Source organism: Amycolatopsis roodepoortensis, from assembly GCF_014873915.1.
GTDB classification, from domain to species: Bacteria; Actinomycetota; Actinomycetes; order Mycobacteriales; family Pseudonocardiaceae; genus Amycolatopsis; species Amycolatopsis roodepoortensis.
In genome coordinates this window covers 614,267-629,244 of record NZ_JADBEJ010000001.1, presented here as the reverse complement: position 1 = coordinate 629,244, position 14,978 = coordinate 614,267, and the positions used below count along the sequence as shown (strand labels likewise).

General features: G+C 70.1%; 15 protein-coding genes and 1 riboswitch. Of the genes, 9 read left to right on the top strand and 6 right to left on the bottom strand.

Annotation, left to right across the window (positions count from 1 at the left end; genetic code table 11):
* Positions 1-21 precede the first annotated feature (21 nt).
* Positions 22-145, top strand: a riboswitch (cobalamin riboswitch).
* A gap of 102 nt (positions 146-247) precedes the next feature.
* Genes H4W30_RS03000 through H4W30_RS02985 form a run of 4 tightly spaced genes read left to right on the top strand, consistent with a single transcriptional unit; the run spans position 248 to position 4,845 of the window.
* On the top strand, positions 248-1,756 hold the full coding sequence (locus H4W30_RS03000) for an ABC transporter substrate-binding protein (RefSeq protein ID WP_192741373.1): 1,509 nt from the start codon (positions 248-250) through the stop codon (positions 1,754-1,756).
* A gap of 1 nt (position 1,757) precedes the next feature.
* The gene (locus tag H4W30_RS02995; protein ID WP_318780516.1) at positions 1,758-2,699 is read left to right on the top strand and encodes an ABC transporter permease; all 942 of its coding nucleotides are present in this window, start codon (positions 1,758-1,760) and stop codon (positions 2,697-2,699) included.
* Positions 2,693-3,478 (top strand): ABC transporter permease, encoded by a 786-nt coding sequence (locus H4W30_RS02990; RefSeq protein ID WP_192741372.1) that lies wholly within the window; start codon positions 2,693-2,695, stop codon positions 3,476-3,478. Before H4W30_RS02995 ends, H4W30_RS02990 begins: the two co-directional genes overlap by 7 nt.
* Positions 3,475-4,845 (top strand): ABC transporter ATP-binding protein, encoded by a 1,371-nt coding sequence (locus tag H4W30_RS02985; RefSeq protein WP_192741371.1) that lies wholly within the window; start codon positions 3,475-3,477, stop codon positions 4,843-4,845. Before H4W30_RS02990 ends, H4W30_RS02985 begins: the two co-directional genes overlap by 4 nt.
* Before the next feature lie 238 nt (positions 4,846-5,083).
* Here H4W30_RS02985 and H4W30_RS02980 read toward each other — a convergent pair whose 3' ends face one another.
* On the bottom strand, positions 5,084-5,473 hold the full coding sequence (locus H4W30_RS02980) for a hypothetical protein (RefSeq protein WP_192741370.1): 390 nt from the start codon (positions 5,471-5,473) through the stop codon (positions 5,084-5,086).
* A gap of 61 nt (positions 5,474-5,534) precedes the next feature.
* Entirely contained in the window at positions 5,535-5,969 is a 435-nt protein-coding gene (locus H4W30_RS02975) for a hypothetical protein (RefSeq protein ID WP_192741369.1), read from the bottom strand.
* A gap of 49 nt (positions 5,970-6,018) precedes the next feature.
* Between H4W30_RS02975 and H4W30_RS02970 the strand changes: the two genes are divergently transcribed.
* Positions 6,019-6,969: an ArsR/SmtB family transcription factor gene (locus H4W30_RS02970; RefSeq protein ID WP_192741368.1), complete on the top strand. Its 951-nt coding sequence runs from the start codon at positions 6,019-6,021 to the stop codon at positions 6,967-6,969.
* A 4-nt stretch (positions 6,970-6,973) separates the two neighbouring features.
* Here H4W30_RS02970 and H4W30_RS02965 read toward each other — a convergent pair whose 3' ends face one another.
* The 4 genes from H4W30_RS02965 to H4W30_RS02950 all read right to left on the bottom strand — a co-directional run bounded on the left by H4W30_RS02965 (position 6,974) and on the right by H4W30_RS02950 (position 10,520).
* The gene (locus H4W30_RS02965) at positions 6,974-7,309 is read right to left on the bottom strand and encodes a hypothetical protein (protein ID WP_192741367.1); all 336 of its coding nucleotides are present in this window, start codon (positions 7,307-7,309) and stop codon (positions 6,974-6,976) included.
* Between the two features lie 128 nt (positions 7,310-7,437).
* Positions 7,438-9,417, bottom strand: coding sequence for an APC family permease (locus H4W30_RS02960; protein WP_192741366.1), 1,980 nt, complete (start codon positions 9,415-9,417; stop codon positions 7,438-7,440).
* A 145-nt stretch (positions 9,418-9,562) separates the two neighbouring features.
* Entirely contained in the window at positions 9,563-10,111 is a 549-nt protein-coding gene (locus H4W30_RS02955) for a PadR family transcriptional regulator (RefSeq protein ID WP_225948738.1), read from the bottom strand.
* Between the two features lie 19 nt (positions 10,112-10,130).
* Positions 10,131-10,520, bottom strand: coding sequence for a VOC family protein (locus tag H4W30_RS02950; RefSeq protein WP_225948737.1), 390 nt, complete (start codon positions 10,518-10,520; stop codon positions 10,131-10,133).
* Between the two features lie 258 nt (positions 10,521-10,778).
* On the opposite strand from H4W30_RS02950, the gene H4W30_RS02945 reads away from it, so the two are divergent.
* From H4W30_RS02945 to H4W30_RS02930, 4 genes are all read left to right on the top strand, one after another.
* Positions 10,779-11,744, top strand: coding sequence for an anti-sigma factor RsbA family regulatory protein (locus tag H4W30_RS02945; protein WP_192741364.1), 966 nt, complete (start codon positions 10,779-10,781; stop codon positions 11,742-11,744).
* Between the two features lie 350 nt (positions 11,745-12,094).
* The gene (locus tag H4W30_RS02940; protein WP_192741363.1) at positions 12,095-13,486 is read left to right on the top strand and encodes an NAD(P)/FAD-dependent oxidoreductase; all 1,392 of its coding nucleotides are present in this window, start codon (positions 12,095-12,097) and stop codon (positions 13,484-13,486) included.
* Between the two features lie 22 nt (positions 13,487-13,508).
* Positions 13,509-14,369, top strand: a complete 861-nt coding sequence (locus tag H4W30_RS02935; RefSeq protein ID WP_192741362.1) for an alpha/beta fold hydrolase — start codon at positions 13,509-13,511, stop codon at positions 14,367-14,369.
* A 40-nt stretch (positions 14,370-14,409) separates the two neighbouring features.
* Complete coding sequence (locus H4W30_RS02930) at positions 14,410-14,967, top strand: PadR family transcriptional regulator (protein ID WP_192741361.1); 558 nt, start codon at positions 14,410-14,412, stop codon at positions 14,965-14,967.
* The last annotated feature ends 11 nt before the right edge of the window (positions 14,968-14,978 follow it).

Genomic DNA, 14,978 nt, shown 5'->3' with positions numbered 1-14,978 from the left:
ATCCTGTGTAGCACACCAGGGGCATGGGTTACCGTGGGCGCCACAACGCAAGAAAGTGCCCGTCGGGGGAAGCCGGTGTGAATCCGGCGCTGACCCGCAACCGTGATCGGACCGGGAGGACTCCCGGTGCCGAGAGCCGGACTGCCCGCCGGGTACCGCCAGCCCCAACTGTCGTGGAGTACGGAGCGGGGTCCCGTTCACGTGCGGCCGCGCGCCCGGGACAGTGCTCGATGTCCCGGAGGTTCCTATGACGCGTCATCCGCTCACCCGCCGGCGGCTCCTCGCCCTGGCCGCTCTCACGCCGTTGGCCGCGTGCGGGACCGCGCCGTCGGACACGGGCCGGTTGAGGGTCGCGTTCGCCGCGGGCGGCTCGAAGGAGACCCTGGACCCGTCGCAGGTCTCCCTTTTCGTCGACCAGGCGCGGGCCAAGGCGCTCTTCGACACGCTGGTCGCCTACAACGCCGACACCTCGTTGCGGCCGCGGCTCGCCGAGTCCTGGGAGAGCGACGATTCGGGCACGCGCTGGCGAATCCGGCTGCGGCGCGCGGCCTTCCACGACGGCCGTCCGGTCACGGCGGACGACGTGCTCTACACCTTCCGGCGGATCGCCGATCCCGCGCTGGCCTCCTCGTCACGGCAGTACTTCGCGAAGGTGGATTTCGGCCGCAGCAAAGCGGTGTCCCCCACCGAAATCGAGCTGATCCTGACCGCTCCCGACTTCGAGTTCCCGTCGGGCTGGGGCGCTCCCGGCGCCGAGATCGTGCCCGCCGGGACGACGGACTTCACGGCGCCGGTCGGCTCCGGCCCGTTCCGGTTCGTCTCGTTCACCCCCGGCGGCCCGGCCGTGTTCCGCAAGAACGAGTCCCATTGGGACGGTGCGCCGAGTATCGACGAACTGGAATTCGTTCCGGTCAACGAGGAAGCCGCGCGCGTCAACGCCCTGCTGTCCGGGCAGGTCGACTACGCCCACGATCTCGCGGCCGGAACCGCGGCCCGGTTGGCCGGTGACGCGCGCGTCTCGCTGCTCGAAGCCAAGGGAACGACGATGCAGGGCATGATCCTGCGCGTCACGCAGCCGCCGTTCGCCGACCCGAGGCTGGTCCGCGCCGTACTGTCCGGAGTGGACAGAGAGGCGCTGAACCGCGTCGCGCTGGCCGGCCGAGGCGAGATCGGCAACGACCTGTTCGGCAAGGGACTCCGCGGGTACGCCACCGGTATCCCCCAGCGCGGGCGCGAGGTGGAGCTGGCCCGCTCGCTCGTCCGGGAGGCGGGCGCGGAGGGGCTGGCCTTCGCCGTCGAAACCAGTGACGTCGATCCGGGTTTCGCCACCGCGGCCACGCTGATCTCCCGGCAGCTCGGGGAAATCGGGCTGAAGGTCACGCCGAACACGCGCGCGTCGAGCACCTATTTCAGCGAGATCAAGACCAAGGGTGTCGCCGCGCTCACGCGCACGGCCACCCTGCCGGTGCCGACGTTCCTCAACCAGCGCTTCCGGACCGGTGGTTCGAACAACGTCAACGGCTTCGCCTCGCCGGAGTTCGACGCCCTGATGGACCGGGCCGCGGCCACCGCGGACGAAGGCGCCCGGCTGGCACTGTTCGGTGACGCGCAGCGGATCGTGCACGCGTCCGGAGGTCTGCTCGCCTGGGGCTTCAGTACCTGGACGATCGGCGCGTCGAAGCGGGTGTCCGGACTGGTGACCGCGCCGCCGAACACCTTCGACTGGGCGAGGTTCGACCGCGCCCGGCTGTCCTGACGTGCCGGGTTTCACCGCCCGGCGGCTGGGTTTCGCGATACTGCAGGCGATGTTCGTGCTGGTCGCGACGTTCGCCGTGACCGCGTTGCTCCCCGGCGACGCGGCGTCGGTCGTGCTCGGGGAGCAGGCCACCGACGAGCAGGTGGCGACCGTGCGCCACCGGCTCGGCCTCGACCAGCCGGTCCTCGACCGGTTCGGGCACTGGCTTTCGGGGCTGGTGAGCGGCGATCTCGGCCGGTCGCTCGTGACCGGCGCCCCGGTGACCGACGAGATCACCCGGCGCTTCGCCGCCACCGCCGTGCTCGCCGGGGTGACCCTGCTCGTGCTCGTACCGCTCGCGCTGGGCATCGGGGTGACCTGCGGCCTGCGCGAAGGGTCGCGGATCGACCGGGTGCTCACCGCGGTCACGCTGTTCCTGCACGCCATTCCCGAGTTCGTCCTCGGTCTGCTGCTGGTCGCCGGATTCGCCGTCTACACCGGACTGCTCCCGGCGACCGCGGCCGGAACGGACCTGACCGCGCGCCCCGAAGTCCTCGTCCTGCCGGTGATCGTGCTGGTCGCCCGGCAGCTGTGCGACGTCGCCCGGCAACTCCGGATCGGGATCGCCGAGCAGACCCGGGGCCAGGTGGCCGGGCACCTGCGTCTGCTGGGCCTGCCCGAACGCACCGTGGTGCTGCGCCATCTCCTGCCCGCCGCCGCGGCGCCCGCCGTGCAGCAACTCGCCCGCGCCGTCGAAGGCCTGCTGACCGGCACGGTGATCGTCGAGTCCCTGTTCGCGATCACCGGGCTCGGCACGGGTTTCGTCGAAGCCGTGCAGAACCGGGACATCCCGCAGGTGCAGGGTTACGTGCTGCTGTTCGCCGGGGTGGTCGTGCTCGGGAACCTCGTCGCGGACCTCGTGGCGCATCGGCTCACGCCGCAGCGGGAGCGTGCCACGTGGTGAAACGGATGTTGGGCTGGTCCCTCCTCGCGGTACCGCTGGCGCTCGCGATGGCCGGGCCGGTGGTCGCGGGCCCGGTGGAATCGGTCGGGGCGCCGTGGCAGGCACCGGACGGCGCCCATCCACTCGGCACCGACGTCCTCGGCCGTGACGCGCTCACGGTGATCCTCGCGGGCGGCTTTCCCGTGATCGGCATGACGGCCGCCGCGCTCGGGCTCGCTTACCTGATCGGGGTACCGCTCGGTCTGGTCGCGGCCGGGCGCGGACGGCTGGCCGACGAAACCGTGATGCGGTCCCTCGATCTCGTGCTGGCCTTCCCGTCGCTACTGGTGCTCATGGTGCTCGCCGCGACCGGGCACCGGGGGCCGGTCGTGCTCATTCCCGTCGTCGCCGTGCTCCAGCTGCCCGCGATCACCCGCGTGGTGCGGGCCGCGGCTCTGGCGCCCAGCTGCCGGACCGCGGTGGAAGCCCTTACCCTGCAAGGACAACCGTGGTGGCGGATCCAGCTCGGGTACGTCGCCCGGCACCTCGCCGGTCCCGTCGCGACCGACGCCGGCACGCGTCTCGGCGTGGTGCTCTACCTGCTGGCGTCGGCGAACTTCCTCGGCCTCGGCCTGCCCGCCGACTCACCGGACTGGGCCGTGGTCATCGAACGCAACAGCGAAGCGCTCTACACCTCGCCCGCGGTGGTCCTCGTGCCCGCCGCCCTGCTGATGGCGTTGTGCGTCGGCACGAACCTCGTCGCCGACCGGCTGCTCGCCGCCAGGCGGGTGATCCCGTGACCGTCCTGGAGATCAGCGGACTGTCCGCCCGCGCCGGGGAAACCGTTCTGCTCGACGACGTCTCACTGTCCCTCGAACCGGGCCGGGTACTCGTCGTTCTCGGCGCGTCCGGCACGGGAAAGACCACCTTGGGCCTCGCCGCGACCGGGCAGGCCCGCCCGGGGATCGCGCTGTCCGGGTCGGTGATGCTCGAGGGATCCCCGTTGCTGGTCCGGACCGCTCCGGAACTGCGACGGGCGCGGGCCGGCGTCATCGGCCACCTGCCGCAGCAGCCGTCGGCGGTACTGGACCCGGTCCGCCGCTGCGGGCCGGTGCTGGCCGAACTCGCCGCCCTCCGCCACCACGGCCGTGCCGCGCGGCTGGCGGCGGCCCGCACCGCACTGGCGGAATCGGGGCTGGAACAGGCTTTGTGGCGACGGTTCCCGCATCAGTTGTCCGGCGGGCAGCAGCAGCGCATGGCGCTGGCCACCACTCTCGTGAACCGGCCCCGGATGCTGATCCTCGACGAGCCGACCAGCGGTCTCGACGCGGCGAACAGGGCGCTGCTCACCGCACGGCTCGCGGAGCTTTCCCGGGCCGGGACGGCATTGCTGGTCCTGACCCACGACCTCACGCTGGCCCGCGCCCTGGACGGCGACGTCGCCGAACTCCGCGACCACCGCTTGGTGCCGTCCCCGACGCTCACTGACCCCGTACGCTCCGACAGACCACCGCCCCCTTCACCGTCCTCGCCGGTGCTCGTCGTTCGCGGACTCACCGTGCGCGCCGGGCGGACGACGCTCGTCGAGGACTTCGACCTGGAGCTGGCGGCCGGCAGCCGGACCACGCTCACCGGTGTCTCGGGCGCGGGCAAGACGACACTCGCCCGCGCCCTCGCCGGTTTGACCCCACCGAGCGCGGGCACTATCGAAATCGACGGCGTCCCACTCCCCCGCCTCGCCCGTCGTCGCACCCGCGCGCAACTGCGTGCGATCCAATACGTCCATCAGGACAGCCGCGCGTCCTTCGACGAATTCCGCGACGTGCTCGACCAGGTGGCCGATACCGCCCGCCTCCTTCGCGGGCTCAGCCGCGCGGACGCCCGGCTCGAAGCGGCGGAAACCCTGCGCTGCCTCGGAATCGACGCGGCCGACCGGCGCCCCGGCCAGCTCTCCGGCGGCCAGCTCCAGCGCTGTGCCGTGGCCCGCGCGCTCCTCGCCCGCCCCACGGTGCTGATCTGCGACGAAGTGACGTCGGCGCTCGACGCGGCGAACCGCGTGCGGCTGCTGGATTTCCTCGCCGCCGAGGCTACGCGGCACGGGACGGCGCTGCTCCTGATCAGCCATGAGGACGTCTCGGCTCCGTTCGCGATCACGATGCCCGAGTGACCTACTGTCCACAGGGGACAGTCTCGGGGCTCGTTTGGTTTTACGTGCGGCCGACCTAGGGGCGCGGCCCCGGCGCGCGTGTCGCGAAAGCCACTTTCGGGACACCAGACGTCGCGAAAGTGGCTTTCGCGACACCACCCGAACCGGCACACCACAACCGGACCCACCCAGCCGTCCGCCAACACGTCACCTCGACCTCAAGCCACGAGAACCGTCCTCAGTGGACACCAAGGCGGACTCAGCAATATCCCCGCACCTTCTCCCGACGCGACCGAAAAGCCCAGCCAAAGAGGCCCGGAAACGACCACTCACCACCAGGCCATTCGACCCCCGCCGGCCGCCAGCCGAGCAAGGTCCTCCTGAAGACCACCTCGACCTCCCCCTCGACCAGCGCCCGCGTGAACGCCGCGAACTCTTCGCCGTCTTCCGGCGAATCCACTTCGAACGCGTCCAGATCGTCGAGGAACAGGTCCCCGGTGCTTCCGGTCATGCGCAGCAGGAGGCGCGGCGCATGACCGGGGACGGCCGGCTCGACCCGGACGACCGTCTCATCGTCATCGTGTTCGACGCTGAGCGAGACCGCCCCGCTTTCGATCAGCCGTCGGTACGCGGCTTCGAGTGAATCCACGAACCGGTCGGCTGAGGGCAGGCTCATCGTCGTCCTTCGGTCGCGCGGTAGCGGGACGAGTCTACGCTTCGGGGTTGTACTGCCAGCCGCTCCGATAACAGGTGTCCCAACCCGCGTCGTCCACGCAGACCACGACGCGGACCCGGCTGAGCTTCGTTCCCGAGCTGTACCAAAGGTTGCTCCAGGTGGTCGTGGTGCCACATCCGCTCTGGTTCCAGCGGTACGGCGTCTGACCGATGGTCCCCATGCCCAGGTCGGCCTCGAAGTGCACGTAGACCGGGTTGCCGTCGCATTTCGTGTCCCGCACGGCCATGTTGATGCTCTTCATCCCGCTGAGCGTCCAGGTCCAGTTGGCCGATCCGTAGACCTCGTTCCCGGATCCGGTGGCCGCGCCCGTCGCCGCCGACGCGGTGCCCGTGAACGCCAGCGTCGCCGCCGACGCCACCACGGCCGCCGTCGCCACCCGCCGCAGGTTCCTGCTCAGAAAACGCTTCATGGTCCCCTCCGATGTGATAAATGAATGACGACTCCAGGGGGGAGGCGTCATGCTTCGTGTTCACTTCACCGACCGTGACCTGGCCCGTGTCCGGGTCGCGGCCGCACCGGATCCGCTGTGGGAAACGGTTCTTGCCATGCAAAAACTCACGCTCGACGGCATTCCCGCCTTCGCGCGCTGGCGGCGCCGGGTGCGGGAAGGACTGCGGGAACGCGACGCCCGGACGGCGGTGCGTTTCCTGCAGACGATCGCGCCACCGGCCCGGTACTTCCCGGACTTCCTCACCCCCGCCGAGTCCGAGGGCGGGCTGAAGGCCGGGCTGGCGGCACTACGCGGAACCCCGGCGGACCGGCTCGGGCGCGAAGTCGGGCTGATGGCACAGCACCGCCGCCTGCCCAGTTGGACACACGGACTCGCGGCGGGCACGGCGCTCGATCAGGTCACCGAAGCGTTGCGGATCGCCCACGACACCCTGGTCGCTCCACAGTGGACTACCGTGCGCACCCAGGTCGACACCGACCGGGCCGTACGGTCACGCCTCGCCGGCGAGAACGGCGCCCTCGGCCTGCTCGAGTCGCTCCGCCCGGCCTTCCGCTGGGAGGCACCGGTCCTGACCGTGCGCTACCCCGTCGACCGCGATCTCCACCTTCGTGGACGCGGCATCCGGCTCGTCCCGTCCTACTTCTGCTGGGACACCCCGGTCGCCCTCGCCGACGACGACCTCCCACCGGTCCTCGTCTTCCCGGTGTCCCACGAGCACGAACCCGCTCCTCTGCCGAAACACCTCGCCACCCTGCTCGGCCGGACCCGCGCCGCCGTCCTGTACGCGGTCGCGAGCTGCCCCACCAGCGGCGAACTCGCCGACCGGCTCGGCATTTCGGCGGCCGCGGTTTCGCGGCACACCACGGTGCTCCGCGACGCCGGGCTCATCACCAGCCGACGCCACGGAGCCGTGGTCCTGCACAATCTCACGCCAGTAGGCGCCGCGCTGCTGGGCTGAGCCGTCAGCGCACGATCCGCCACGGCGTGCAGCTGTCGTCTCCCGCGTCGTCCTCGCAGAGCCGGAACGACGTCACATCCGGGATCGTGGCGTGACCGCAGCCGATCTTCGAACCGTTGTTGTCGCGAAGAGTCAGAAAACCGATCTTCTGCCTGTACTGGGCGTAGACGCCGTTGCCGTCCTGCTCCTCGTCGCAGACCTCGGCGAAATCGCGGGTGGTCTCGTACTGCGCGTAATCGTGTCCCTGTTTGATGAGGTAACCGGCCGCCTCCGCGGTCGAAGTCCCCAGCACCAGCGCGGAGATCATCGCGCCACCGACGAACATCACTTTCCGGATCATCGTTCCCCTCCCCTTGCGCCCTCCCCTGGGCACGGGAACAGCCTGCCGCCTCTCCCCGCCGGACGACGACACTTTTGCGCCAGAGTGGAAAACCGCAGGCAGGGGCGCGGCTCGCCACCGGACTCCGGTCAGCCGACGTGGATTCCCGGCCGGAGCGCCGGATCGCGTTCGCTGGTGCGGATGATCTCCCGGACGACTGGCGCGGTGTCGCCGCGGCCGAGGATCAGGTAGCGGAACAGGTGTCCGAGTGGATTACCCTCGCTCCACTCGAAATGACATTGGGGCCGCACGCCGGTGGCGTCGCGCAGCGCGAGCAGGACAGCCGCGATGGCGTTCGGCGCGGCCGGGCTTTCCACCCGCAGGACACGGAATCCCTCGATCTCGACACCGCGGACCTTCAGCACGTCGCTGAAACCGGACGGATCGATGACGTCGATTTCGAGGAACAGGACGTCGGCGGCGCCCGGTACCGGGTTCAGGCCGCGCTGTTCGGCTTCCTTCGCCCGGTATTCGTCGGCGTCCCCGGCCTGGCGCCGGTTCGCGATGATGGTGAGCGCGCCGTCGTGCGCGATCGACTCGGTGACGAACCGGCGCGCGGGCTCGTCGAACTCGATGTGGTCCACGCGCAGTTCCGTGGTGCGGGTGACCCGCGACACCAGCGACACCACGATGATCCCGAGGATGAAGAACGCGGAGATGGTGAGCCCGTCGGGTTTCTCGATGACGTTCTCCACCAAGGCGTAGATCAGGATCAGGGTCAGCACGGCGAACGCGATCGCCGCCTTGCGCTGCCGTTTCTTCGCCGCGGAGATGGCCACCGCCACCGACGCCGACACCATCATCGCGAGGATCCCGGTGGCGTACGCCCCGGCCTGGGCGTTGACGTCGGCGTTGAAGATGATCGTGACCAGGACGCAGATCGCGGTGTAGACCAGCACCACCGGGCGGACCGCCCGCGCCCAGTCCGGCGCCATCCCGTACGCGGGCAGGTAGCGCGGCACGATGTTGATCAGCCCGGCCATCGCCGAGGCCCCGGCGAACCACAGGATCAGGATGCTGCTGATGTCGTACGCCGTACCGACCCATTCGCCCAGCAGCTCGTGTGCGAGGTACGCCAGCGCCCGGCCGTTGGCCTCGCCGCCCGGCTGGAACTTCTCGGCCGGGATCAGGACCGTGGTGACGAAGCTGGTCGCGATCAGGTACACCGACATGATCACCGCGGCGGCGGTGAGCAGTTTGCGGGTGTTGCGGATGCGGTTCGCCAGCTTCCGTTCGGCGTTCTCGCCCTTGGCCGCCACCAGCGGCATCATGCTCACACCGGTCTCGAAACCCGACAAACCCAGTACCAGCAAGGGAAACGCCAGGATCGCCGGGCCGATGACGCCGCCGAACCCGCCTCCACCGGAGGTGAGCGCGTCCAGCCAGCGGTCGAACGCGGCGGGATCCGCGATCACCTCGCCGATCCCGGCGACCACGACCACCGCGTTGAGCAGCAGGAAGATCGCGACCAGCGGGATCGCGACCCCGACCGCCTCGCTGAACCCGAGCAGGAACACCCCGCCGAGGATCAGCAGCAGGACGACCGTGATCAGCACCTCGTGCCCGTGCAGGAACGACGGCGCGATCGGATTCTCCAGCGCGTGCACGGTGGCGTCCGCCGACGACAGCGTGATCGTGATGATCCACGACGTGGCGACGAAACCCAGTAGCACCAGGACGAAGATCTTGCCGCGCCAGAACGGCAGCAGATTCTCCAGCATCGCGACCGAACCCTGACCGTGCGGGCTCTCCTTCGCCACCCGCCGGTACATCGGCAGCATGCCCAGCAGCGTCAGCGCCACGATCAGCAACGTCGCCAGCGGCGACAGCGCGCCCGCCGCCAGCGCGGCGATCCCTGGCAGATACGACAACGTGGAGAAGTAGTCCACGCCGGTGAGACACATGACCTTCCACCACGACTGCGGGGTGGCGTGCTCCTCGTGACTTTCCGGCCCCACCGGCTGGACCCGGTGCTCCATCAACCACCGGCCGACCTTCCCCGACGGCGCCGCCTGCCGGACCGGGCTCTCCACCCGCTCCGGCACAGCATGCTCCGGTACCTCGGTCATTCCGTGCCCTCCCCGATCGCGCACCCGGCAAGCCACCCTGACCCGTGATGGCCGCACACCGACGCGGACACTAACGAGCCGGCGCTAAGAATCACGGCGCCGGCCGTAAAGAAAACGTAAGTGTCGTAAAGGCGCACGTCCGCCCCTAGGCCTCGCCCGCCATCCGGTAGGCGCCGTCCTCCAGGCGCCGGATCAGCCGATCGGTCCATTCGACGCGGTGCCCGGCGGTGTGCAGCCACAACCCCACGACCTCGCCGACCGGGCCACAGTCGTCGAGGTCGGTGCCCGGCGGCAGATGCGCGGTGATACTCGCCTGCCACTGCCGCATGGCCTCGGCGCGTTGCCGGAGAAGGTCGATCGCCTCGGCGCGGGTCAGGTCCTCGATGAGGCCGACCGCGGCGGCGAGCATGTCCAGCCGGGGTTCGCGACTGCCGAGTGCCTTGCGGAGCAGGGTGAAGTAGCTCTGTTCGCCCTTCGCGGTGATCTCGTATTCCATCCGCGGCGGCCCGCCCGCCTCACTGGGGACGGTTTCGTGGAGAACGAGCAAATCCTGCCCGGTCATAGCCTTGAGCGCGTGGTACACCGAACCGGAGGTCGCCGTGGACCATTCGTGCGCGCCCCACGACTCCAGGTCGGAACGAACCTGGTAGCCGTGGGCGCGGCCACGCCGCCGGACCGCGCCCAGAACCAGCATGCGAACCGTCGACACGTATTCAGCCCGGCGAGTTCGTGCTGAGCCACCACAACGTCCCGAACGGGTCGACGAAGCCGCCCATCCGGCTGCCGTCGTCCTGCGCCGTGATCCGCATGGCGGGCTTCGCGCCCGCCTCGACCGCCCGCGCGAAGACGTCTTCGGGATCCGGCACGGTGACCCACAACTGGACGTGCACCGGCTCCGACGGCGACTCCAGGCAGCGCATCCCTCCGGCCCCGGAGTCGGCGAAGAACACCACACCGGTCCCTATCCGCGCTTCCGCGTGCACCATCCGTTCCGGATCCTCCGGCAGCGGAATCACGTTCGACACCTCGGCGGCGAACGCGTCTTCCAGAAACCGTCTGTAAGCCTTCGCGCTGTCCACCATCACATAGGGCGTAACCGACATCAGCCTCTCCCTACTAGCCAAATTTAGCTACTCGAACTCTACCCGCCTGCCGCCCATAGGTGAACCACCGGATTCGGGCCACTAAGCTGTCGGGGAGGAGTACTTATCGGTCGGCGGTCTCGACCCGCCGGCCTGGGAACGGAGTTCGGAGATGGTGGTGGCCGCCGGTGGCGGGACGAACGACCTGTCCCGGGCGTCGCGGAAGACACCGAGCCTCTTCCGGTACATGAATCCGCTGAACGAGGGCATCCGGTCACCGTGAATCCGAGCACGACGGCCGCGGATACCGACCCCTTCGTCCACCCGGCGCTGTTCTACCGCGGGCGGGACGACTACTTGACGGGCACTGTCCCCTTCATCCGGCAGGGCCTGGACAACGGTGAACCGGTCGCGGTCTCGGTTCCGGGTGCCAACCTGGAACTGCTGCGCACCGCGCTGGGCGACGACGCCGAGCGGGTACGGCTGCTGGACATGACCGAGGAAGGCCGCAACCCCGGCCGGATCATCCCCGGTGTCCTCCGCGCGTTCGCCGACAGTCATCCCGGACAGCGCGTCCGCATCATCGGCGAGCCCATCTGGGCCGAGCGGTCGGAGCTGGAATATCCGGCCTGTGCCCAGCACGAGGCCTTGATCAACCTGGCGTTCACCGGCCGCGAAGTCACCATCCTGTGCCCTTACGACGTCACCCGCCTCGACGCCCGCGCACTGACCGACGCCGAAGCCACCCACCCGCTCCTGATCGACTCCACCGGGGAGCGCGCCAGCCCCGGCTACGACCCCGGCCGCATCATCAACGGCTACAACACCCCACTGCCCGCACCGTCCCCGACCGAACCCGCCGCCCACACCACCCTCGACGCCGTCACCGGAGACGCGGCCTCCCTGGCCCGAGCCCGTGCGATGGCCCGCGGTCAGGCACAACGGGCGGGCCTCACCGGCGATCGAGTGGACGACGTCGAACTAGTGGTCGCCGAACTCGTCGCCAACAGCGTCGACCACGGTGGCGGGCAAGGACGGCTCAGCATCTGGCCGGAGGGCGGCCTGCTGGTCTGCGAAGTCCGCGACACCGGCCACCTGACCGATCCGCTCGCCGGACGGCGGCCCGCCTCCCCCGGGCAGCTGCGCGGCCGCGGGCTCCTGTTGATCAACCACCTGGCCGATCTCGTACGGCTTCACACCGGGCCGCAGGGCACCACCGTCCGCGCTTGCTTCGCCACCGCTTAGCGCTCCCGCCCTAGCGGATAGATCGTTTCGTAGCCCTGAGCTTTCGCTGCCCAGAGGTGACGTGTTGCGAAAGCCACTTTCGCAACCTTCAACGTTGGCAAAGTGGCTTTCGCAACGCCAGCCGGGACAGCTGACGCACCCAGGGAGTCGGTCGTGGCGGGCGGTTCGGACGCGTGTCGCGAAAGCCACTTTCGCGACGTCTGATGTCCCGAAAGTGGCTTTCGCAACCCCAGCCGGGACAGGTGACCGCGCCGGGCGGGCCGGTCGCGACACGCTCCCCAGGCACGAGTCCCACCGGATCACCGACATCGACGATTGACGTCCCATACTCAACAAGTTATATATGAAGAATGTCATATCGACACACCGGCCGCGCGGCGGTGCTCGGCGCGGGGATCGCCGGTCTCGTGACCGCACGGGTCCTGTCCGAGCACTACGACGAGGTGCTCCTGGTCGAGCGTGACGAGCTCCCGGACCAGCCTGGGCATCGGCGCTTCGTCCCGCAGTCGCATCACGCGCACGGTCTGCTGGGGTCCGGCCGCCGGGTGCTGGTCGGGCTGTTCCCCGGCCTGTCCGCGGAACTGGCCGCCGGTGGCGCGCTCACCCCGGGTTCCGCCGATCCCGCGCTGGGAGATCGTTCGCTCTTCCTGGTCCGCGGCGCGACGACCATCCGGATCCCGGCCTGGTGGAGCGGGGGTTTCGGGGCGAGCCGGATCCTGCTGGAGCACGCGATCCGCGCCCGCGTACGGGCACTGCCGAACGTCACGGTCCTGGACGGGACACCCGCCACCGGCCTGCTGACCGACCGGTCCCGCCGCCGGGTCACCGGGGTCCGAACACCGAACAGGAACCTGGACGCCGACCTGGTCGTCGACGCCTCCGGCCGGAACTCGCCGCTGCCGGAGTGGCTCGAGCGGATCGGGTACCGGCCGCCACCACGATCGGTCGTCCACTCCGACGTCCGCTACGTCAGCGTGGTCACCGAGCCCGATCCGTCCTTCGACCCCGAATGGCTGGCCATCCTCGGCGGCCAGGCCGCATCCGGCTCCTCCGTCGGCGGCGTCGTGCTTCGCGTCGAGCACGGCCTGCTGCACATCTCGTTCGGCTCGATCGGCCGGGGCGGGCCGGTTCCGGCAGACCTGGCCGAGTTGCGCGATTTCGCCGATCGGCTGACGGCACCGGTGGTGGCCGAGGCGCTTCGCCGCTCGACCCCGGTCGGCCCGATCCGCACCTTCCGCGTCCGCAGCAACACCCGGCGGCACTACGACCGCGCTCGCGAAATGCCCGGCGGTGTCCTCGCGCTCGGCGACGCCGCCAGCGCGGCGAATCCCATATACGGCCAGGGAATGAGCGTCGCCGCCCTCTCCGCGGTCGCGCTCGGCAGGGTACTCGCCGCCGACGACGGCGAGGGGTTCGGACGGCGGGCGGCGCGCGCCATCGCCGCCACGTCCGCCGAGGCGTGGCGGCTCGCGGTCGGCGAGGATCTCCGTTACGGCTGCCGCACCGAAGGGATCCGCTCACCTTGGGCCGCCCGGTTCGGTGAGGGCTACCGCAACCGGCTGGAACGAGCGGCGGCGCTGGATCCCGAGGTGACGGCGGCCTTCAACGACGTGCTCAACCTCCACCGGCCGCTGTCGTCACTCGGTTCGCCGCGGATCGCGCGCCGGGTGCTGCGGCCGTTGCGTGACCGCGATCCCGGTCCCCTGTCCGCCACGGTCGCCGCCGTACTCGGCGCGGCCTGAACCCGCCCGAGCGAGGAGGCCCATGTTCCGGCCACAGTTCGTCGACGTCGATGACGTCCTGCTGCACGTCGAGACCGACGGCCCCGACGACGGTCCGGCCGCCCTGTTCCTCCACGGCTGGCCCGACCTCTGGTTCACCTTCGAGCCGCAGATGACCGCGCTCGCCGAACAGGGGTACCGGACGCTGGCGCCGGATCAGCGCGGCTACGGCCTTTCCTCCAAACCCGCCACCGTCGCCGACTACGAGATGCCCCGCCTGGTCGACGACATCGTGCTCCTCATCGAGCGGCAGGACGCGGCGCCGGTCCATCTGGTCGGGCACGACTGGGGCGGGGCGGTGGCCTGGGCGGTGGCGACCGAACGGCCCGATCTGGTCCGCTCGCTGACCATCGTCAACTGCCCGCATCCACAGGTGTTCGCGGACTCGTTGCGGCGCAAGCCTTCCCAGCTGCTGCGGAGCTGGTACATGGTGGCGTTCCAGATCCCCGGTCTCGCCGAGGCCGTCCTCGGCGCGCGCGGCGGCGCGGTCCTCGCGGCGATGCTCGAACACGGCGCCCGGCTGAGCGAAGCCGACCTCGACCGGCACCGCACCGTGTGGCGCCATCCCGGCACGATCCAGCGGCCGCTTTTCTGGTACCGCGCGATGTTCAGGACCATGTCGCCGCGCGCCGCGCCCGCCCGGCCGGTACGCGTGCCGACGCAGATAATCTGGGGACGCCGCGACGGTGCGCTCGGAAAGCACCTCGCCGAACCCAGTGCAGCCCTGTGCGAACGGTCCGAACTACATTGGCTCGACACGGGCCACTGGCCGCACCGCGAACGGCCCGGGCAGGTCACCGAACTCCTCGCCGCCTGGTTCGCACGGCACGCGGACCGGAGTTGATCGATTGCTATCCTCCGGGTCACCCGCCGGAAGGAGCCCGATGCTCAGATCCGCCCTGCTGGGTTTCCTGCTCCGGCAGTCGATGACCGGCTACGACCTGGCCACCGCGATCCGTGCCAGCATCCACTTCGTCTGGCCCGCCCAGCTCAGCCAGATCTACCGGACGTTGAGCCAGCTCGAAGACAGCGGGCTGGTCGTGTCCGAAGTGGAGCCACAGCAGAGCAGGCCGGACCGCCGCGTGTACACGATCACCGACGCCGGGCGGGCGGCGTTCGATTCCTGGCTGAGCGAACTGGTCACCGAACTCGACCCCGTCCGTGTGCCCTTCATGGTCCGCTTCTTCTTCGCCGGATCCCGTCCGCTGGAGGACACCGTGACCCAGCTCCGGGTCATGCGCGACCTCCACGTCAAGGATCGCGAGCGGCTCGCCTTCGAACTGCCGGACCACATCGCGGCGGCCGCGGCCCTCCCCGGCGGCAGCGAACTCGATCCCCTCGTCTGGGACTCGGTCCGCCGGGCAGGCGAGATGATGGCCCAGACCTGGGTGGACTGGATCGACGAAACGATCGAACGACTCCAGAACGCCGGCCGCGAGTAGTCCGATCCTCG